Here is a 20,645-nt window from a genome sequence, read left to right on the forward strand (position 1 = left end):
TCTCATTTAGCTGTTAAAAACAAAAGTACCCTATCGAGAGACTTTTTTAAAGTGTCTACTCGACAGGGTACAGTTTATTCAGGGGGGCCTTCTTTGCGTTAACCAACAGGCAGGAGCCTGCATACACTGCACTAGCAGCCGCCCATATAAGGGTTGGCGCTTATGCTTTGCATTTTCATGAGGGGGTTATATGGATGCGGCCATTGAAGCGTGTAGGCTTGATTTCTGTAATGGCCGTCCTCTTCTTGTCAGTTATACTGGGCGGTTGCGGTAAGAGCTCAGGCGAGAAGGAGAAGGTTCGGTTAGGCGAGGTGGCAAGAACGATATTTTACGCGCCGCAATATGTGGCATTATCAGAGGGCTTCTTTGAAGAAGAGGGCTTAGAAGTAGAACTACAGACGACTGCGGGCGGCGATAAGACGATGACTGCACTGCTGTCAGGTGTGATTGATATTGCCTTGGTTGGATCCGAAACTTCGATTTACGTGTATCAGCAGGGCTCGGATGATCCGATTATCAACTTCGCACAATTAACCCAAACGGACGGTACATTCCTGATGCAGCGCAATAAAGACGCTGAGTTTGACTGGAATAAGCTCAAAGGCAGTGTATTTCTTGGTCAACGAAAAGGCGGAATGCCGCAGATGGCAGGCGAATTTACCCTTCGCAAGCACGGAATAGACCCTCAAAAGGATCTGGAGTTGATCCAAAACGTCGACTTTGCCAACATCGCTTCAGCCTTCTCTTCAGGAACAGGTGAATATGTGCAGCTGTTTGAACCGCAAGCCTCGATATTCGAGCGTGAAGGCAAGGGGAAAGTAGTGGCATCATTCGGTGTAGAAAGCGGGAAGCTGCCTTATACCGTATATATGACGAAGGACAGCTATTTGAAGAAGCACAAGAATACTGCGCAAAAGTTTACGAACGCCATATACAAAGCGCAGTTATGGGTAAAGGATAACGATCCTGAGAAGATCGCCAATTCAATTATGCCGTTCTTTAAGGATGCGGATCACGACATAGTAGTCAGTGCGGTAAAGCGCTATAAAGAGCAGGGATCGTATGCGGCTGATCCTATCCTCGATGATGCGGAATGGAACAATCTGCTGGATGTGCTGCGGACAGCAGGCGAGCTGAAGCAAGAGGTCGGACGGGATAAGATCGTGACGGTTGATTTTGCGAATAAGGCGATTGATGAAGTGAAATAAACCGAACGATCGATGATATGTAGTGCAGTCACATCATCAAAATGGAGGCGAACAGATGGAAGCAGTGGTTGAACTGGATCGTGTGACACATGTGTATGTATCAGGTCGAGAAGCGAAGCTTGCGATTGAAGAAATGTCCGTCTCCATCGCACCAGGCGAATTCGTTACGCTCGTTGGACCGAGCGGCTGCGGCAAAACTACACTCCTCTCCATAATTGCAGGATTATTAAAGCCGACAAAAGGAGAAGTTCGGGTCTACAACGAGCTCGTGAAGGGTCCTTCGTCTCATGTCGGTTATATGCTGCAGCAGGATTATTTATTTCCATGGCGCTCGATTATGGAGAATGCATGCATGGGGCTTGAGCTGATGGGAGAGCTGAATGCGGCATCTCGCGAGCGAGTCGAGCGATTGCTGGAGGGGATGGGTCTCGGGGGAACAGGCAAGCTGTTCCCTCATCAGTTATCAGGCGGAATGCGACAGCGTGTGGCGCTAGTTCGAACGCTTGCTACTGAGCCGGAGCTGCTGCTTCTTGATGAACCCTTCTCCGCATTGGATTATCAGACCAAGCTGCAGCTGGAAGACTTAGTTGTTGAAACATTAAGGGCAAGGGAAAAGACGGCGATTCTGGTTACGCATGATCTATCAGAAGCGATTGCGGTCAGCGACCGGGTGATCGTGCTGAATCGGAATCCTGGAAGCATTAGACGATCATTTGTCATACCTGAATCGATCCGCCATGCACAACCGTTCTATGCGCGTGAGCAGGAAGGCTTCAACGATCTATTCCATGAGCTGTGGAAAGAGCTTGAGGATTCGGATCGGCGATATGGAGGTGATTCTAGTGCGTTCTGAGCTAAAGGGACTTGTACACTCGACCTTTGTTAACTATAGGAAGAAAGAACGGAGATTTCGCTTTCGCGTAATCTCGACACAGGTCATTATTCTTATCGCGATGATTGCCCTTTGGGAGATCGCTGGGCGGTTCAAATGGATTGATGTCCTGCTGTTCAGTTACCCGAGTAAAATAGGCTATCAGATATGGAAAGACATGATGGACGGCAGTATATGGCCGCATCTAGCGATGACGGTTGGGGAGACGATCGTTGGTTTTGTGTTAGGTACTTTATTAGGAACGCTGCTAGCTGTTCTGATCTGGTGGTCCCGATTCCTCGCACGTGTGCTGGATCCTTTTATGGTTGTATTCAACAGTATGCCTAAGGTAGCATTAGGTCCACTGTTTATTGTCGGCTTCGGCCCTGGATTTATGGCAATCGTCGCTACAACCCTATCGATAACAGTCATTATTACGACTATTGTTGTCTACAATGCATTCCGGGAAGTAGATCCGAATTATATCAAAGTTGTTCAAGTGTTCGGAGGAACCAGGAGAGTCATTTTTCAAAAAGTAATACTGCCTGCATCTGTACCCGCAATCGTATCCGCTTTAAAGGTAAATGTAGGATTAGCTTGGGTAGGTGTAATTGTTGGAGAATTTCTCGTATCTAAGGTCGGGCTTGGATACTTAATTATATATGGATTCCAGGTGTTCAACTTTACGTTAGTATTCTCTTCGCTTGTCTTGATTGCAGTCGTTGCCACAATGATGTATCAGGCTGTAGATTATTTCGAGAAACGTTGGGTACGCAGATAACGGATCACGAACACGATGTAGCCTGGCGCGGATTCGCGCTGGGTTATTGGTGTGGTGTAAATTGGTGCAAAACTTTGTCATAGCTTATATCCGTAAATTGAGTATAATAAATGCTTAAGAATTCAGATAAATGATCATATTTTGTCGAAGGAAAAAGGGGCTGCGAGATGCTGTTCAGAATTGTAGGATTCCGCGTTATTAAGACAGCGATCGCCACGATTATGGCGATCGTATTAGCGGATATGTTAGGATTACATAATCATCTTGGAGCGGGGACACTGGCAATAATTGCCGTTGACGTGACGAGAAAACGCAGCTTAAGCTCTGCGAGCGCACGATTTCTTGCTTCTATCGTGAGCTTGATACTGGCTGGAATGTTATTCAAGCTGTTGGGGTTCTCCTTATGGGTGCTGGCTTTGTACATATTGGTTACTTTTCCGATTATCGCAAGATTAAACTTGAAGCAGGGCGTTGTAACTAGCGCTGTTGTCGTTTTTCATCTGTATGCATCTGGAGAAGCGTCGATCGCCATGATCTGGAATGAAGTCTTGCTGCTGGTGTGTGGTCTTGGCTCGGCAACACTGGTGAATATGGTGTACATGCCGAACGAAGATCAGCGTATGCAGGAAATTCGAAGATCAATCGATGACAATTTTTCAAGTATATTTAATCAGATTAATCATCATCTTCATGACACTGCCCACATATGGGATGGTTATGAAATAACGGAAGCGGGTCGGTTGATTGACGAGGGAATCGAGATTGCCTCCAAAGCGCTGGAGAACAGCGTGATGCCGTCGGATGAAGTAAAGGATGAAGAGAATTGGCTCATTTATTTCTATATGCGGAAGTCTCAGCTTGAATCCATTCAGAACATATTGGAATTGCTGGCACTTGTGTTTCAGACTTTGCCGTCGGCACATCTCGTGGCGAATGTGTTTGAGCAGTTAAGCGAGGATGTTAAGGTTCAAAGATACACAGGCAAGACGGAACGAATGCTGATTGATCTAGAACCGCAGTTCAAAGAGATGGATCTGCCGAAGACGCGTGAAGAATTTGAAGTCCGGGCCACGATCTTGCAGGTGATTCGTGAATTGGAGCGGTTCTTGAAGATAGCGAAGCAGAATAAGAAGCAAACGATGCCGAATGATTTGTAGCATAAGTCAACGTATAAGTGGACAGAAGAAGATAGCCGCTCTTATATATTCGTATATGGGGGCGGCTTCTCTTGTCAAATATCTCATTTTTACATAAACTATACTTTGAGTGAACATCACTTTTGAATCATCATTTATAATATTTAAAAACGGTATCCAACATGTGACGATTCATATGGTCATAATTGTGATACTATATTAGTCTGAACAAGTATTGATATTACGTTCGCGTACATATGGAGGGTTATGATGAATAACGGAAAATATGGACTTGGAATTGTAGGCTATGGAGGAATGGGCAGTCACCATAGACATAATCTGCAGGATAATGCTCGAATTAATGTAGTAAGCGTTTGCGACCTTAAAGAAGATCGTTTGGCTCATGGCAGAGAGCTTGGTTATCAAGCTTATGAGCAATATGAGGAGATGCTGCAGGATCAGAATGTTGATCTAGTGTTGATCGCGACACCTAACCATTTGCATAAGGATTTTGCAATTGCAGCATTTGAAGCAGGGAAGCATGTTATCTGTGAGAAGCCGGTAACGATCACGTCAGATGAGCTTGAGGAGATATTGGCGGCGGCTGAGCGAACAGGCAAAGTCTTTATGGTTCATCAAAATAGACGCTGGGACAGCGACTATGCGACAATTAAGAAAATTTACGATGAGAAGCTAATTGGGGAAGTATACAACATCGAGTCTCGTGTGCATGGTTCACGCGGTATCCCAGGCGACTGGCGCCATTCCATAGAATACGGCGGCGGGATGATGCTGGATTGGGGCGTTCACCTCATTGATCGCATTATGATGATGGTAAATGAGAAGATCACGAAGATCTATTGTGAAATGAGCTATATATGGCACGAGGAATGTGACGACGGCTTCAAGCTGCTGTTGACGTTTGAGAGCGGCAAGACTGCTCATATTGAGGTTGGAACGCTTAATTATCAGAATCTGCCTCTCTGGTACGTATGCGGCACTGAAGGAACAGTTACGATCAAGGATTGGAGTATGGAAGGCGAGCTTGTTCGCCTTGAAACCGAGGAAGCTAAGGATGCGACACCGATTGTTGCAGGAGCAGGCTTCACGAAAACGATGGCACCGCGTGGTGAAGGCGACGTAGCTCGATACCCGCTTCCAATTGTTGAGACGAACGTTAAAGAGTTTTACGCTAACTTTATTGACGTAATTGAAGGAAAAGCGGAGCCATTTATTAAGAATTCGGAAGTTATGCAGGTTATGAAGGTGATTGAGGCATCATTTGAATCTTCACGTACAGGTCAGGCCATCCATTTGTAAAATGTATATAAGTTAGTCTGGTTAAATAGGACGATCGCGGGCAGAGTGCTTGTCCATCGATCGTTCTTTTTTATGTAAGTCCCATTCTTTTTACATGGTTAATGTTATTAATTATTACCTCATTCATATGCTGTAATAGAGCTTTGCTCGTTGAAGATGGAGTCGTTAGCGAGTTTCATAGCCATGCTGTACGCTGAACATGATCCGCAGAAAGGTTTTTTGAGGTGAATAGAAGTTTCGCCTATTTTATTCTTGTCTAAGTAATCAACATTCGCCTATGTCCTGCATACACTTTAATTGAATGATTGTATGGAGGAGGTCCACAAGATGGCAATTACAGATAGACACCAGTGCCGGGAGATCATCACAAAAGCTGTGTGCGGCAAAGGTCGTAAGTTTTCTGTCGTCACACATACGGTCACTCCGCCTCACAATCCGACCAGCATATTGGGAGCATGGATTATTAACCATCAATATGAGGCGGTGCGGGCGGGGGATGGGATTGAGGTAATCGGTACTTACGACATTAACATTTGGTATTCGTACAGCGGGAACTCACAGACGGATGTTGCCAAGGAAACAGTGTCGTATGCTGAGCTTGTTCCCTTATCGTATGTTGATCCGAAACATCGTGCATCGACAGAGGAAGTATCCGCTGAAGCAACGCAGGAGCCGAACTGCGTTGAAGCTACCATCTCCGGCGGCGGTTCAAGTGTAGCGATTCGGGTAGAACGCGAATTCGTTGTCGAGATGACCGCGGAAACGAAAGTGTGCGTGCGGGTGTGCCCGAATGGCTGTAACGATTTCGAAGATAAGGACTTCGATTTCGATGAGCAGTCAAGTGATTTTGAAGATATGGAACTAGACTTGTCGGATGAGGAAGTGTAATATCGCCGCAAGCCGTTTGCGGCGGTTTCTTTTTTAAACACCCGCATGATTTACAATATGCCGGAGTAATATCATTGTAGAGGGCGATAGCCCTCTTTTTTTTGGATTGTTTTAAAAATGTTCTGATACGACAGCTAATGCAAGGTGGTAATGTTCATGCTGAGTGATAACTCTATGTCCATATGGCGAACGGTTACGACAGGTGATACTCATCGTGTATATTGGCTTGTACATCCGGCTGCTGACTCTGCTGGCAGGCTATTGAAGTTAGATCGAAACGATTCCCGCGGTCGAGCTCGCGTCATAAATCGGTATGCGGAATGTTGGACTGACGTCAGTATGCGAGCTCGTTTGGAGTTGTGCGGAATACCAGTATCGGATCGAGCTGGCTGGAGTAAAAGCGTCAGCTTATCAAGCGGCAATCGGTATGTGCGCACAATTACTTTGTGGGTGTTCGGGTTTGAAGTTGTCGCGGCAGGGATAGGTGCATATGCCCCGTCAGGGGGTTCATTCATACAACCTATAGGGGAATGGAGTCGCCAGCCATATCGAAGATTAGCTCGTATAGCTGTCAGAGCGGCCTATGCGTTAGGGTATGAGACGCTGCAGGTTACCCTTCAAGCTGCTGCAGATTCAGCAACGTCTTTAGAGGCTGTAGATGACACCCCAGCAGGTGTACTCGATGATCCTCAACACGGTGATATGATTGTTTCTGCGCAGCCTGTTAGTGAGCGAGTGCCGCCATGGGTGTGGCAGCAATATATGCGCAAGCTGAAACAGGAAGCTGATGCTGCAAGTTGTACTGCGCTAAAGAGGGGAAACAGCAGTGACAGCTCTAATGCGTCAGAGATGAATCGAGTGCAATATGGAATGGATTGTGAATTCATATTGTATGATGAAGTACGACAGCGGATGCTGTCTGCATCATACTTCTTATCGGTTAATGGCACAGCGGGCTGTGATGCGGTCCGAATCAAGGGACGTGTGCTCTATCCGCTGATGGAGCTTAGGCCTATGCCTGCTTATACTCCCGCACAGCTTGTTAAGCATTTGCAGCTAGCGATGAGGGAAGCGGATCGAGCGATTCAGCTGTCGGACTATGTTAATCCGTTAAGTTGGTATGCCGGATCTTATCCGCTGGGGCGTTTACCGATTGGATGCCACATTCATGTCTCGGGTATCCCGCTCCATCATGAGCTGATCCGAGCGTTAGATACCTATGTCGCGCTGCCATTGGCGCTGCTGGAGCCTGCTTCGCTTAAGCAACGCAGGCCTGCATATGGAACGTTTGGTGATGTACGGCTGCACGATCATGGGGGAGCAGGAGGGTTCGAATACCGAACGCTGCCGAACTTTACGCATACTCCAGAACTGACTCTGGATATCTTGCAGCTCTTCGAAGCGGTCGTAATGAAATTTGAACGCTTGCACCGGCGCGATGCGACTGAGGATAAATGGCTGCGTTCATTTTTATTGGGAAGAAGGAGTGAGCGATATCGTGAGACTTCTATTCGTATCTTGCGTGAGCTCGGAGAGCAATGCACTAAAAAATCACATGTGAGCTCGATACGGAGATTGATAGGATATCTCGATGAAGGCTGGCATTGGAATGAGCATTCCAATGTGCAGGATGCATGGCTGAGGGAGCGCGGATGAGTAGAAATGAAGGACTATTAGGCGGGGCAGCGCTAGTCGCGAGCCTCGCTTTTCTATGTGATTGTGCAGCGCTGCGCTGCGTGAGACTATTGTCCGGCTATTATGCGATACGCGAGAGATAAAAGGGTTTTTCCGTGTTACAGGCTGCGGGACGAGCTAGTTGGAATGAGATAACGGGGTAAAACCGTCTTAGGAGAGTTGAAGCGGAGGATTGTCAGGCACTGTGCAAGAGTTAACAGGGTTTTTCCGCGTTACAGGCTGCGGGACGAGCTAGTTGGTAAGAGATAACGGGGTAAATCCGTCTTAGGAGAATAGGAGCGGAGGATAGTTAGTCCACTGCGCGAGAGCAAAGCGGGTTTTTTCATGTTACAAGCTGTGGGACAAGCTAGTTGGTATGAGATAACCGGGTTAAACCGTCTTTGGTGGGTTGATGCAGGGGAAAGTTAGTCACTGCGTGAGAGTTAACAGGGTTTTTCCGCGTTACAGACTGCGGGCGAGCTAGTTGGAATGAGATAACTGGGTAAAAACGTTTTACGTCAACAAGCTATTACTCAGTGGTCATTAACTTAAGCACTCATACGATTAAGATGCCATACTTAAGTGGCAATCTTGTCAAGGACGTGTTAACTTTTGCATACTTGGCTGTGACGACGACGGCGTGTAAGTTTTTTGCTATAATGATAAAGTTATAACAGAAAGGGCGGAGGTATATTATGGCAACTTATACGCCTATGATTCAGCAGTATTTGTCGATAAAAAAGCAAGCGGAGGATGCGTTTTTATTTTTCCGTCTTGGCGATTTCTATGAAATGTTTTTTGATGACGCGTTATTGGCTACGAAGGAGCTTGAAATTACACTTACTGGCCGCGATGGCGGAGGGGAAGAACGTATACCGATGTGCGGAGTTCCCCATCATGCCGCGGAAAACTATATTCAACGTTTAGTGGAAAAGGGATATAAGGTCGCGATCTGTGAGCAGGTTGAAGATCCTGCTACAGCTAAAGGTGTTGTGCGGCGCGAGATTATTCGCATCGTAACCCCAGGCACGGCCATGGATGGCAAAAGCATGGACGAGAAGATGAACCGATATCTCGTCGGCATCACCAAGCTCGGTGATAAGCATGCTTACGCGGCATGCGACTTGTCGACAGGCGAATTGATCGTTTCCTCAGCGCTGGCAGGCAGCAGCTGGCTGACAGACGAATTGAACGTATATATGCCGACAGAGATGATCGGCGACGAGGAACTGCTGGAGGAGATTAAGCCGATCACAGCGGCCTGGAATCGCAATGTATTGACTACCGTGTGGCCCGACCGGGAGGATGCCTTGGCGCGCCAGCAGTTCGGTGAGGCGATATGGACTCGCCTGGACGAAGAGCGCCAGCTTGCGGTTAGCATGATGATGAGCTATCTGAAGACGACTCAGAAGCGCTCGCTTGGTCAGCTGACGACGATTCGCGAAGTAGAGCCGGACCACTATCTCGTGCTCGATCCATTTACACGCCGCAATCTAGAGCTGACGGAAACGGTGCGCGAGCGCGCCAAGAAGGGCTCGCTCCTGTGGCTGCTTGATAAGACAGAAACATCAATGGGCGGACGCATGCTTCGCCGTTGGATCGATAAGCCGCTCTTGAACCGGACAAGCATTGAAGCGCGTCTTGAAGCGGTAGATACGCTCTACCATCAATTGATCTGGCGCGAGGAGCTGCGTGAGCAGCTGGCCGCTATCTATGACCTAGAGCGGCTTGTGGCGAGAATTGCTTTCGGAACGGCTAACGGACGTGACTTAATCGCGCTGAAGCTGTCGCTGCAGCGTGTGCCAGCGCTGGTTGAGCTGTGCTCATCGATGTCCTCCGCGACGCTAAATCGCTTAGCGGAAGAGCTTGATCCATGTGCAGACATCGCCGAATGGATCGAGAAAGCGATCGTGGAAGAGCCGCCGATCTCAGTACGAGAAGGCAACCTGATAAATACCGGCTACGACAGCTACTTGGATCAATTGCGCGAGGCGAGCGTGAACGGCAAACGTTGGATCGCGGAGCTGGAGCGCAAGGAACGAGAATTGACTGGAATTCGTTCTTTGAAGGTCGGCTATAACAAGGTGTTCGGTTATTATATCGAGGTGACGAAGGCGAATCTGGCTTCGCTGCCTGAAGGGCGTTACGAACGGAAGCAGACGCTCGCAAATGCGGAGCGTTATGTGACACCGGAGCTGAAAGAGAAGGAGGCGCTTATACTCGAGGCCGAGGATAAGATGGTCGGACTTGAATATGAGCTGTTCAGCGAGCTGCGAGCACGAATCAATGAGCATGTAAGACGCTTGCAAGCCTTGGCAGAGAGAGTAGCGGAGCTTGATGTGTATCAGTCGCTCGCGGCTATCAGCGCGAAGCAGCGTTATGTGAAGCCTGTGCTGCACGACGGCTATGACATGAACATTAAGAACGGCAGGCATCCTGTTGTTGAAGCAGTGATGCAGCATGGTTCTTTCATGGCTAATGATACCGAGCTTCATGAGGCGAATTCCTCAATGCTTCTGATCACGGGTCCGAATATGGCAGGTAAGAGCACGTATATGCGCCAGGTTGCACTCATCAGCATCATGGCACAGATGGGCTGCTTCGTGCCTGCCGAGTTCGCATCTCTACCGCTTATCGATCGAATCTTCACCCGTATTGGCGCTGCTGACGATCTGATCGGCGGACAAAGTACGTTCATGGTTGAAATGATGGACATTCAGGTGATGACCGAAAAGGCGACACGACGCAGCTTGGTCGTCATTGATGAGCTCGGACGCGGGACATCCACGAGCGAAGGCATGTCGATTGCACAGGCTGTTATTGAATATGTTCATGATCACATTGGCTGCAAAGCGCTCGTATCGACTCATTTTCATGAGCTGGCTCATCTGGAAGAGAGATTAGCTCGGCTGACCAATGTGTGCATGGCAGTGCAAGAGAGCGGCAGCGATGTAACCTTCCTGCGAAAGCTTATTGCGGGCGCAGCCAGCACGAGTTATGGAATTTACTGTGCGAAGCTGGCGGGTCTGCCGGAATCGATCATCGGGCGTGCCTATGATCTGCTGACTCATTATGAAGCAGCTGATCCGCATGAGCTCGATGCTGTTGGTGAAGCAGCGGCTGCTTCAGGGGCGGAGCCAATCGTACAAATGTCATTGTTCGGTGAAGAGGACAATTCGACCGCGAGCAAGAAGGCTTCTAAGACTTCGACGGTACATGAGCGCAAAGCATCCGAAGTCGCGTCGCACATAGCAGCATCTGCTGCGGAAGCGGCGGCAGGCAGCGAACAGGCGCCTGTCGTTCAGCCGCCAGTAGAATGGGCTTCCATCGTGCAGGAGCTAGGCGAGGTCGATGTGATGTCGATGACTCCGCTCGACGCGATGAACTGTCTGCACGATCTGATGAAGCGTGCGAGAGCATTGTCAAAATCGTAGTTAGTGTAGAACAATATTATAAATTGGGGGGATAGAGATGGCGGTTATCCATATCCTCGATGATCAGCTTGCCAACCAGATCGCAGCCGGTGAGGTAGTAGAACGGCCTGCATCTGTTGTGAAGGAGCTCGTCGAGAATGCGATTGATGCAGGAAGCACGCTGATCGATGTCACAGTTGATGAAGGCGGCTTATCGCTGATTCAGATTAAGGATAATGGATCTGGCATAGCGGAGGATGACGTTGAGACGGCATTTCAACGTCATGCGACGAGTAAGATCAGCACCTCCCGCGATCTGTTCGCCATCCGCAGCCTTGGCTTCCGCGGCGAGGCGTTAGCCAGTATCGCGGCCGTCGCGAAGGTAGAGATGCTGACCGCTACAGACGAGAGCGGCTTAGGCCGCCGCGTTCTGATTGAAGGCGGCAAACTGATTGATCATGGCCCGGCACAGGCGGTGAAAGGGACGACCTTTACCGTGAAGGAGTTGTTCTTCAATACGCCTGCGCGGTTGAAATATATGAAGACGATTCAGACCGAGCTAGGACATATCTCGGATTTGATGTATCGACTCGCGCTGTCTTATCCCGAGATTGGCTTCACGTTGCAGCATAACGGTAATATGCTGCTCCAGACGCTGGGGAACGGCGATCTGCTGCAGGTCATCGCCGCTATATACGGCGTGCACACTGCAAAACAGATGATCCCGATTAAAGCGGAGCAGCTTGACTATGTGATCGAAGGCTATATTGGCAAGCCGGAGTGCACGCGTTCTAACCGCAATGCGATGTCCTGGTTCGTCAACGGCCGCTACGTACGCAGCTTCAGCCTGAACTCTGCTGCGCTTCGCGCTTATCATACCCTGCTGCCGATCAATCGCTATCCTGTGATGGTTCTGCAGGCGAAGATGCACCCTACACTGGTGGATGTCAACGTTCATCCTGCCAAGATGGAGGTGCGCTTCAGCAAGGAGACGGAACTGACTGATTTCGTAGAAGAGACGCTTCGTAACGAGCTATCCGGTCAGCCGCTTATTCCGCTCGCGGTGCCTGTCGCGAAAGCGAAGATTCGTACAATGGTTGAGCAGCCGAAGTGGGGCTGGGGAACTACGAGAAATGAAGCGGGTACACCTGTGCGTCCAATGGGCGAGCTAGTCCCGCCGGAAACTCCGCGCGAGATTCAACAAGATCTGTTTAGCTCTACTGACAATAAAGGGCTAGAACAGTTGGACGCTCAGCGCGGAACCAGTGAAGCAGAGAAACAGGCAGATCATTCATACGATCCAGATCCCCGCCCAACGTCCTGGGTACAGAAAGAAGGGCATGAAACATATGCTCCGAAGGATTCATTTTCAACAGACACGATACAACCTGCGACGCAACAGCTACAGCAACAGCTACCTCAGGTCGGCATAAATCAGACAAATATTGCCGAAACCAGTGTTAATAAGAAAGATGAGCAGGTGCGACAGCAATCCGATCAGCGCTCGCCTTCGACAGCAAGTCGTTCTTTCAGCTCAGATGCTTACACTCGTCAGCCTATAGACAAAGGTCGAGGAACGAATCAGGTTCCTTGGGAACAAGTGTATAAGCAACCAGCGTCGGGAGACGTTTCATTGCCTGCATTTCCAGCTATGGCCTATATTGGTCAGTATCATGGTACTTATTTGGTATATGGAAATGAAGAGGGCATGTTCCTGATCGATCAGCATGCCGCGCATGAGCGGGTGAACTATGAATATTATGTCGAAAAATTTGGCAATCCAATTGAAGCGTTCCAGGAATTATTAATGCCATTAACATTAGAGCTGACAACGCATGAGGCAGCTAGAATAAGAGATCGTCTCCCTTTGTTGGAGCAGGTTGGTCTTGGTTTGGAACCATTTGGCGCGCAGACGTTTCTAGTGAGATCCTATCCGCATTGGTTTCCTGAAGGAGAAGAAGAGTCATTGATTCAAGAGATGCTGGATTGGGTTCTGAAGGAGAAAGCGCCGGACATTACGAGCATTCGCGAGGCTTCCGCCATCATGTGCTCCTGCAAGGCTTCGATCAAGGCGAACCAGCGCATTACGCAAGCAGAGGCGGATACTCTAATCGCGCGGTTAGGTGCGTGCAAGCAGCCATATACTTGTCCTCACGGGAGACCTATTGTGGTGAAGTTTACGAATCATGACTTAGAAAAAATGTTCAAGCGTATTATGTGAATACCTTCGCATTTGAATTTACATTTGCGAACCGTTTATAATGAGGAGGAACGTATGATTATTACGACTGGTGATTCAACACCGCTTCCTGTCATCGAGCGAGCTCGCAAGCTAGCGAAGGAACTGAATTGTCGCTTCTTAGATCGAAGAAATCAGTCCATTCCACAATTGGCAAGACGGTTTGGGGATGAGCATTTCATCGTACTGCTGGATGACCGTACAAGGTATGTCTGGTCAGGGCACACGGATTTAACTTATCATCCTAGTATGGCCTTTATCCGTGCGAAACGTTTATTAGCCGGCGAAACAGATACGATGATACTGGCATCACGCGCAGTGACAGGGGATCACGTGTTGGACTGTACTGCAGGGCTGGGCAGCGATTCATTGGTATTCTCGGTCGTTGTCGGACCTGAAGGAGAAGTGACAGCTTGTGAAAGCCAGCTTCCGCTCTACGTGCTCGTGCGAGAAGGTCTGCAGCGATACGAATCTGACATCCCCGACGTCAATGAAGCTATGAGGCGCATTCACATGTGTCATGAGTCGCATGATAGCTTGCTGCGCCGCTTGCAGGATCGTTCAGTAGACATCGTCTACTTCGATCCGATGTTTCGCGAGACGGTTGAAGCATCCGCGCACATGGACCCTCTGCGTCAAGTGGCTAATCATGAGCCGCTAAGCGAGGATTCGATCAAGGAAGCTTGCCGTGTAGCGCGCAAAACTGTCGTGATGAAGGAGCTGCGCGACAGTACCGAGTTTGAACGTCTAGGATTCACACGAGTCGTTCGAACGAATTCCAAGCTTGCATATGGAGTGATTGACATTGGCAATGACAACGAGTCCTAATCTGCCGCTCCTCGTGCTTGTTGGACCTACGGCTGTCGGCAAGACGAAGCTAAGCTTGGAGCTGGCACATCGATTCCACGCGGAGATTATTTCTGGAGATAGTATGCAGGTGTATCGCCAGATGGATATCGGTACAGCTAAGCTAGCGCTTGAGGAACAGGCAGGAATTCCGCACCATATGATGGATATCCACTCTCCTGATGAACCATTTTCAGTGGCGGAGTTTCAGGAACGTGCGAAACAGTTAATTGAGGACATTACAGCGAGAGGCAAGCTTCCATTTATTGTAGGTGGAACAGGCTTGTATGTGGAATCCTTATGTTACGGATTTGAATTTTCCGATCAAGGTTCGGACGAAGCATTCCGTCAGGAAATGGCGGAGTATGCAGAGGAGAACGGTAATGAAGCACTGCATCAGCGGCTAGCTGCAATTGATCCGGAAACGGCAAGCAGATTGCATTCCAATGATGTCAGGAGAGTTATACGAGCATTGGAAGTTTATCACATGACCGGACAGACGATGTCTGACCAGCTCAAGGGCCAATTGCGTGAGCCTCAGTACCGTTTATGCATCATCGGTTTGACAATGGATAGACAATTGCTATATAACCGTATAGAGGAACGAATTGACGAGATGCTCGCTCAAGGGCTTGTGCAGGAGGTTCAGAGCTTGCTAGCGCAAGGCTATGATCGCAAGCTTGTATCGATGCAGGGCCTTGGCTACAAGGAAATTGCCGCATACTTGGAGGGCGAGATGTCTTACGAGGCTGCAGTCGTGCTGCTGAAGCGCGACACACGACATTTTGCCAAGCGTCAGTTGTCATGGTTCCGACGGATGAAGGATATCCACTGGTTCGATGTGACCGATTCATCCTGTTACGAAAAACAATTGTTAGAAATTTCTGGACTTATAGCAGGAAAGTTACATTGACGAGTTGAATATATTTCAACACAATATGATGATGGGGGTACGGATAATGAATAAATCTATTAACATCCAAGATACATTCTTAAACCAACTTCGCAAGGAGAGCATTCCAGTAACAGTATACCTGACGAATGGATTCCAGATTCGCGGCGTGATTCGCGCATTTGACAACTTCACAATTGTTATTGACAGCGATGGACGTCAGCAGATGGTATACAAGCATGCGATCTCCACATTCATGCCGCTGCGCAATGTATCCCTGATGCAAGACCAACAGAATGAAGTATAAGCTTAAAAGTGAAACTTTTTATCTGCAAACTGCGTCTTATTGAATAGAACGGTTAAGAACAACCCGCAGGGGTTGTTCTTTTCGTTCCAAACTTGCGTATCACTCTTTAAGCTGAGCATACCGCAATTCCAGCCGAAGGAGTTGAGAATGCAAACAGCGTCATAATTATGATGGCGCGAGAGATTACTATATAATGACCGCAGCGAACAATGTTCAAGCTGTATATCATGTTGTACAGCGGAAAGAGCGAGACGGTCTACAACGAGACGCTGAGAGGTTTCCTTCGTCAATTGATATTGAGTGATTAGCAAATGGCTTGTCAGTGGCAAGTCAGGGGAGACTCGAAGCAAGTCCAACAATATGTAAACGGAAAAGGGAGTCGGAATAGATGCCTACACATGATAAGCCGTCCCGCAACCGGGGAGAGCTAACATCTAGAACGAGAAGTACAGGCAGTAACGGAAGCAAAGGTAGAAGTGGTGGCACTGGTAGAAGCGGCGGTACTGGCAGTGGCAGTAGCGGTGGCGGTGGCAATGGCAGCCCTCGCAATAGAAGTCGCAATCCAGAATTGGTTCGTACCAAACGGAAATGGTCATGGAAAAAAACATGGTGGGCGTTATTCTTTGCAACAGCGCTTGCCATATTCGCAGCAGTCGGCGGGTATTTATTCATATTGCTTAATGGCGAACGTTTGATGAAGGAGTATCAGGCTGCCGATATGTTCGAGCTTGCACAAGCATCCACTGTGCTTGATCGTCACGGTAATGAGATTGCGAAGCTTGGAACGAATGAATCGAAACGTGAAATTGTCGAAGAAGGTGAAGTGCCTGAGTTACTGGCTGACGCATTCATCGCGACAGAGGATCAACGATTCTGGGAACACTCAGGCGTCGATCTTTGGTCGATAGGCCGAGCCATGGTGAGGGATATTATGGCCGGCGGCTTCGTGGAAGGCGGCAGCACAATTACACAGCAGCTGGCTAAGAATATGTTTCTAACGAGCGACAAGACCTTATTCCGTAAGGCCACTGAAGTTTCGATCGCACTTGCCTTGGAGAATCATTATTCCAAGGAAGAGATTATAACGATGTATTTGAACCAAATCTACTTTGGTAAAGGCGCATACGGCGTGAAGGCCGCGTCGATCACTTATTTCGGTAAGAGCAATCTAGATGACTTGGAATTATGGGAAATGGCGACATTAGCTGCTATTCCGAAGGCGCCTTCACACTACAACCCAATCAATAATCCTGAAAAATCAAAGGATAGACGAGCGGTTGTATTGCAGCTGATGCACGATCAAGGATATATCTCACAGACTGAAATGGAAGAAGCCAAAGCCGTTGATTATGAACCGATAGCAGCGGAAACGGATGAAGATGGCAAGCCAACGAATAATTCAGCACCATATCAGTCCTTTATCGACTACATGGTACTAGAGGTTGAGGAAATGACTGGCTTGACTGAGGATCAGCTTTACCGCGGAGGTTATACGATCACGACAACTGTTGACAGCAATGCTCAGCAAGTGATGTATGAACAATTTAATAAAGACAGTAACTTTGAGGAGAGCAAGGACGATATTAAATCTCAAAGTGCTATGGTCATCACCGACCATTCGAATGGCGCGATTATGGCGATGATGGGTGGACGAGACTACGAGCGCAAAGGCCTTAACCGTACAACGGTAAAACGTCAACCAGGTTCGTCCTTTAAGCCGATCATAACCTACGCTCCAGCTATTGAAACAGGTGAGTGGTATCCGTGGTCCACACTTCGCGATGATAAGCAATGCTTCGGCGATTATTGTCCGACAGACTATGGCCGCAACAAATATGTTGGACCGATCGATATGACAACGGCTGTTAAACGATCGACAAACATGCCAGCTGTATGGCTGCTTAATGAAATTGGATTGAAAACGGGCTATGAGTTTGCGAAGAACCTCGGTATTGAATTTGACGATACGGATTACAACTTGTCACTTGCTCTTGGGGGTATGTCGAGAGGTACGACACCGATTGAGATGGCTGAGGCATATAACACATTCGCGAATGGCGGTAAGTTCTATCCGGCTTATACGATTAAGCAGATCGTAGATAAGAAGGGAAACGAAGTATATAAGTACAAGCAGCCTGAACCAAAACAAGTCATGAGCGAAGAAACAGCTTATTATATGACTCAAATGATGCAAGAAGTAGTCAACAGCGGTACAGGTACGAAAGCACAGATGGATCGTCCAGTTGCCGGTAAGACTGGTTCTACGCAGCATGGAATTCCTGGATATAAAGGAACGGGCGCGCGTGATTTATGGTTCGTTGGCTACACACCTGAATGGACAGCTTCCGTATGGATGGGCTATGACAAGACGGATCCTGATCATCTTATGGTCGGCAGCAGCGGTCAGCCTGCAGAATTGTTCAGTACAATCATGTCCGGTGCGCTTCGTGGAATTGATGAGAAAGAGTTCCCTAAGCCAAGCGGAGTGAAGGAAGAGGTTAAGCCGAAGCCTAACCCTGCCGTTTCCGGTATGCAAGGATCCTACTCGGAGAATACGAAGACCATTTCTCTGTCATGGAATCCGGTTGAAGGTAAGGATGTACACTATAATCTCTATCGCAAGTCAAGCACGGAAACGATGTTCACTAAGATATTGGCGGATATGAAGGACACGAAAGTAGAAGATATCGGTGTTCTTCCTGGTGAAACGTACACGTATTATGTTACAGCTTCATCTAAGGAAACACATGAAGAATCTCCGAAGTCCAATGAAGTCGTGATTGCCATTCCAACTGAGCTTGAGCCGGAAGTGCCTGTTGAACCAATAGAACCGCCGGTTACAGAGCCTGGTGATCCGAATGTACCTGAAGTACCGGATAATGGAGGCGTGCCGGGTGACAACACAGGAGATGGTGATGTATCCAATCCTGATGGAGGTACCGATACCGGAGTGACGCAGCCTGGAGGAGGCGATGGTCAGGATAATAATTCTGATATACCAGCCGACTCACAACCAGACGGGGGTCATGATGGTAAAGACAAAGATAAAGGCAAAGGCAAAGGTGATAAATTGGATCCTGCAGCATAAGCCGCAGCATGAAGCCCGCTGAGTCAATTTAAATCAGAATCTGGTAATAACCGAGAAGATTAAGTTAGATATAATACAAGCTAGAGACGCGCAATTGATAAGTTGCGCGTCTCTTTGTATAAGGAGATGTCAAGGTGAATCAAACTCAGCATCGGGATAAGATGAATGTTGAAGTGGATAAGCATGAGAAAGCAGCAATTTCACCACGTAAAATACTATTTCGAAAGCTGAAGAACATTGCTTTAGTCCTGCTGTCGCTGCTCATTGTATGGACACTGTATACGCAGTGGAAGATAGCTGAAGGTGGAGGCGAAGCGCGTTTAACAGACCATCCAGATGTCGGCATCGTTCTCGGTGCCTCTCTCTGGGGCAATGCGCCAAGTCCTGGCTTGAAAGAGCGATTGGATCTTGTTGTTGAGCAATATAATGCCGGACGATTTGACGAGATAATCGTGACTGGCGGGTATGATACGCCGCAGTCCAAGCTGAGTGAGGCTGAAGGCAGCAAGCTCTATCTGATAGATCAGGGCATACCTGAAGAACACATCTGGCTTGAGCCTAATTCTACGAGTACTCTGGAGAATTTACAGTTTGCCAAATCGATAATGGATGAGCACGATTGGAATACGGCAACGATCATGACCCATAGCTTCCATGGAACGAGGGCTCGTGAGATCGCTGAGGCGCTCGAATATGATGCAATCGAGGTCGTGACCGTAAAAAGCGAGGTACTATCGCCAATCTGGCATCCAGTGAGAGAAACGTTAGCGTATACGAAATGGAAATGGGACGAGTTGTGGCTCTGATTATGCTCATATCACCTCCTGAAGAAGAATATGTTGGATAAGACACCTTGCGGTTCAAACGAATCGCTAGGGACAGGATTGTCCATGAAGTCGGGAGGGTGAGAGCTATGTCTGTTCGTTCCCAGGCAGCAGGCCACAATAGTTCTATTGAAGCGGAGACTCGTCCGCGTCCGTCAAGACAAATCAACGTCGTGCTTCGGCCATACGAGCCTCCCATCCAAGTTAGAAATGACTCTACGGATAGTAAGCCGTTAGAACAGCTGGATATATCTCAATATGGCTCATTTGCCGAGATACGTAAAGAATTCGATCGATTGATCGGACTCCAGCATATTAAAGATATCGCGTTTGAGCTTTATGCCATCATTCAGATGAAGCAGCGCCGGGCGGAAGCGGGGCTAATTAGTGGTTCACAGGTCTATCACATGTTCTTCAAGGGCAATCCCGGTACAGGGAAGACGACGGTAGCACGAATTATGGCCAAGATGTTTCATCAACTAGGGCTTCTTTCTAAAGGGCATCTCATTGAAGTAGAGCGTGCTGATCTCGTTGGTGAATATATCGGCCATACTGCACAGAAGACTCGTGAGCTGATTAAGCGATCGATGGGCGGTGTCCTATTCATAGATGAAGCGTATAGTCTTGCGCGCGGCGGTGAAAAGGATTTTGGCAAAGAGGCGATCGATGCACTTGTAAAGGCGATGGAAGATCACAAGAATCAATTTGTGCTTATTCTGGCTGGTTATTCGGATGAGATGGATGAATTGATCTCTACCAATTCGGGATTGCCTTCCCGTTTCCCCATTCAGATTGACTTTCCCGACTACCAAGTAGATGAGCTCCTGCAAATTGCTGAAACTATGGCGAAAGAGCAGGACTATGTTTTGATGCCGCAGTCCTTAAACGTATTGCGGGAATTGGTATGGGAAGAGAAGCTGCTGTCACCGCATCTTTTCAGCAATGCTCGATATGTTCGCAACATTATGGAGAAGGCGATGCGCAATCAAGCAGTCCGATTGCTGCAACTGTATCCTATTCAATCGCCAGGCAAGTTGGAATTAATGACATTAAGACCTGAAGATTTAAAATGTGATCGGAAATAGGGTATACTGGTAGCACAAAGTTTGAATTATGACTACTGGATGCCTTGGTACTGAATTGTTAGGCGGCACTTAA

Annotated in this window: 16 protein-coding genes; all 16 read left to right on the forward strand. The window is 48.1% G+C overall.

Annotated features, from left to right (window positions below; translation table 11 throughout):
- Positions 1 to 194: 194 nt before the first annotated feature.
- The 16 genes from AC3WTP_RS10230 (at position 195) to AC3WTP_RS10305 (ending at position 20,572) form a co-directional block, all read left to right on the forward strand.
- The gene (locus tag AC3WTP_RS10230; protein WP_492394505.1) at positions 195 to 1,208 is read left to right on the forward strand and encodes an ABC transporter substrate-binding protein; all 1,014 of its coding nucleotides are present in this window, start codon (positions 195 to 197) and stop codon (positions 1,206 to 1,208) included.
- A 55-nt stretch (positions 1,209 to 1,263) separates the two neighbouring features.
- On the forward strand, positions 1,264 to 2,061 hold the full coding sequence (locus AC3WTP_RS10235; RefSeq protein ID WP_492394506.1) for an ABC transporter ATP-binding protein: 798 nt from the start codon (positions 1,264 to 1,266) through the stop codon (positions 2,059 to 2,061).
- Positions 2,036 to 2,860 carry an ABC transporter permease gene (locus AC3WTP_RS10240; protein ID WP_492394507.1) on the forward strand — a complete coding sequence of 275 codons (825 nt, stop codon included), beginning with the start codon at positions 2,036 to 2,038 and terminating at the stop codon, positions 2,858 to 2,860. Before AC3WTP_RS10235 ends, AC3WTP_RS10240 begins: the two co-directional genes overlap by 26 nt.
- A gap of 167 nt (positions 2,861 to 3,027) precedes the next feature.
- The gene (locus tag AC3WTP_RS10245; RefSeq protein ID WP_492394508.1) at positions 3,028 to 4,017 is read left to right on the forward strand and encodes an aromatic acid exporter family protein; all 990 of its coding nucleotides are present in this window, start codon (positions 3,028 to 3,030) and stop codon (positions 4,015 to 4,017) included.
- A 249-nt stretch (positions 4,018 to 4,266) separates the two neighbouring features.
- Positions 4,267 to 5,316: a Gfo/Idh/MocA family protein gene (locus AC3WTP_RS10250; RefSeq protein ID WP_492394509.1), complete on the forward strand. Its 1,050-nt coding sequence runs from the start codon at positions 4,267 to 4,269 to the stop codon at positions 5,314 to 5,316.
- 327 nt (positions 5,317 to 5,643) lie between these two features.
- On the forward strand, positions 5,644 to 6,204 hold the full coding sequence (locus AC3WTP_RS10255) for an outer spore coat protein CotE (protein WP_492394510.1): 561 nt from the start codon (positions 5,644 to 5,646) through the stop codon (positions 6,202 to 6,204).
- Positions 6,205 to 6,360: 156 nt separating this feature from the next.
- Positions 6,361 to 7,860, forward strand: a complete 1,500-nt coding sequence (locus AC3WTP_RS10260) for a putative amidoligase domain-containing protein (RefSeq protein ID WP_492394511.1) — start codon at positions 6,361 to 6,363, stop codon at positions 7,858 to 7,860.
- Positions 7,857 to 7,982: a hypothetical protein gene (locus tag AC3WTP_RS10265; RefSeq protein ID WP_492394512.1), complete on the forward strand. Its 126-nt coding sequence runs from the start codon at positions 7,857 to 7,859 to the stop codon at positions 7,980 to 7,982. The genes AC3WTP_RS10260 and AC3WTP_RS10265 overlap by 4 nt, the downstream gene beginning before the upstream one ends.
- Before the next feature lie 591 nt (positions 7,983 to 8,573).
- Positions 8,574 to 11,312 carry a DNA mismatch repair protein MutS gene (gene mutS, locus AC3WTP_RS10270; RefSeq protein WP_492394513.1) on the forward strand — a complete coding sequence of 913 codons (2,739 nt, stop codon included), beginning with the start codon at positions 8,574 to 8,576 and terminating at the stop codon, positions 11,310 to 11,312.
- A gap of 37 nt (positions 11,313 to 11,349) precedes the next feature.
- Complete coding sequence (mutL, locus tag AC3WTP_RS10275) at positions 11,350 to 13,512, forward strand: DNA mismatch repair endonuclease MutL (protein ID WP_492394514.1); 2,163 nt, start codon at positions 11,350 to 11,352, stop codon at positions 13,510 to 13,512.
- Between the two features lie 54 nt (positions 13,513 to 13,566).
- Positions 13,567 to 14,358 (forward strand): class I SAM-dependent methyltransferase, encoded by a 792-nt coding sequence (locus AC3WTP_RS10280; RefSeq protein ID WP_492394515.1) that lies wholly within the window; start codon positions 13,567 to 13,569, stop codon positions 14,356 to 14,358.
- The gene (gene miaA, locus AC3WTP_RS10285) at positions 14,342 to 15,289 is read left to right on the forward strand and encodes a tRNA (adenosine(37)-N6)-dimethylallyltransferase MiaA (protein ID WP_492394711.1); all 948 of its coding nucleotides are present in this window, start codon (positions 14,342 to 14,344) and stop codon (positions 15,287 to 15,289) included. The genes AC3WTP_RS10280 and miaA overlap by 17 nt, the downstream gene beginning before the upstream one ends.
- Positions 15,290 to 15,335: 46 nt before the next feature.
- Entirely contained in the window at positions 15,336 to 15,575 is a 240-nt protein-coding gene (hfq, locus tag AC3WTP_RS10290; RefSeq protein ID WP_492394516.1) for an RNA chaperone Hfq, read from the forward strand.
- A 388-nt stretch (positions 15,576 to 15,963) separates the two neighbouring features.
- Positions 15,964 to 18,663 carry a transglycosylase domain-containing protein gene (locus tag AC3WTP_RS10295; protein ID WP_492394517.1) on the forward strand — a complete coding sequence of 900 codons (2,700 nt, stop codon included), beginning with the start codon at positions 15,964 to 15,966 and terminating at the stop codon, positions 18,661 to 18,663.
- A gap of 134 nt (positions 18,664 to 18,797) precedes the next feature.
- Complete coding sequence (locus tag AC3WTP_RS10300; protein ID WP_492394518.1) at positions 18,798 to 19,469, forward strand: YdcF family protein; 672 nt, start codon at positions 18,798 to 18,800, stop codon at positions 19,467 to 19,469.
- Positions 19,470 to 19,576: 107 nt separating this feature from the next.
- A complete protein-coding gene (locus tag AC3WTP_RS10305) occupies positions 19,577 to 20,572 on the forward strand; it encodes an AAA family ATPase (protein ID WP_492394519.1) in 996 nt (331 codons plus the stop codon).
- The last annotated feature ends 73 nt before the right edge of the window (positions 20,573 to 20,645 follow it).

The organism is Paenibacillus sp. EB106-04-04-XG159 (assembly GCF_058791835.1).

Coding starts and splice junctions, on each gene's coding strand:
- AC3WTP_RS10230 (WP_492394505.1), top strand. CDS start 195: ATGCGGCCATTGAAGCGTGTAGGCTTGATTTCTGTAATGGCCGTCCTC.
- AC3WTP_RS10235 (WP_492394506.1), top strand. CDS start 1,264: ATGGAAGCAGTGGTTGAACTGGATCGTGTGACACATGTGTATGTATCA.
- AC3WTP_RS10240 (WP_492394507.1), top strand. CDS start 2,036: ATGGAGGTGATTCTAGTGCGTTCTGAGCTAAAGGGACTTGTACACTCG.
- AC3WTP_RS10245 (WP_492394508.1), top strand. CDS start 3,028: ATGCTGTTCAGAATTGTAGGATTCCGCGTTATTAAGACAGCGATCGCC.
- AC3WTP_RS10250 (WP_492394509.1), top strand. CDS start 4,267: ATGAATAACGGAAAATATGGACTTGGAATTGTAGGCTATGGAGGAATG.
- AC3WTP_RS10255 (WP_492394510.1), top strand. CDS start 5,644: ATGGCAATTACAGATAGACACCAGTGCCGGGAGATCATCACAAAAGCT.
- AC3WTP_RS10260 (WP_492394511.1), top strand. CDS start 6,361: ATGCTGAGTGATAACTCTATGTCCATATGGCGAACGGTTACGACAGGT.
- AC3WTP_RS10265 (WP_492394512.1), top strand. CDS start 7,857: ATGAGTAGAAATGAAGGACTATTAGGCGGGGCAGCGCTAGTCGCGAGC.
- mutS (WP_492394513.1), top strand. CDS start 8,574: ATGGCAACTTATACGCCTATGATTCAGCAGTATTTGTCGATAAAAAAG.
- mutL (WP_492394514.1), top strand. CDS start 11,350: ATGGCGGTTATCCATATCCTCGATGATCAGCTTGCCAACCAGATCGCA.
- AC3WTP_RS10280 (WP_492394515.1), top strand. CDS start 13,567: ATGATTATTACGACTGGTGATTCAACACCGCTTCCTGTCATCGAGCGA.
- miaA (WP_492394711.1), top strand. CDS start 14,342: ATGACAACGAGTCCTAATCTGCCGCTCCTCGTGCTTGTTGGACCTACG.
- hfq (WP_492394516.1), top strand. CDS start 15,336: ATGAATAAATCTATTAACATCCAAGATACATTCTTAAACCAACTTCGC.
- AC3WTP_RS10295 (WP_492394517.1), top strand. CDS start 15,964: ATGCCTACACATGATAAGCCGTCCCGCAACCGGGGAGAGCTAACATCT.
- AC3WTP_RS10305 (WP_492394519.1), top strand. CDS start 19,577: ATGTCTGTTCGTTCCCAGGCAGCAGGCCACAATAGTTCTATTGAAGCG.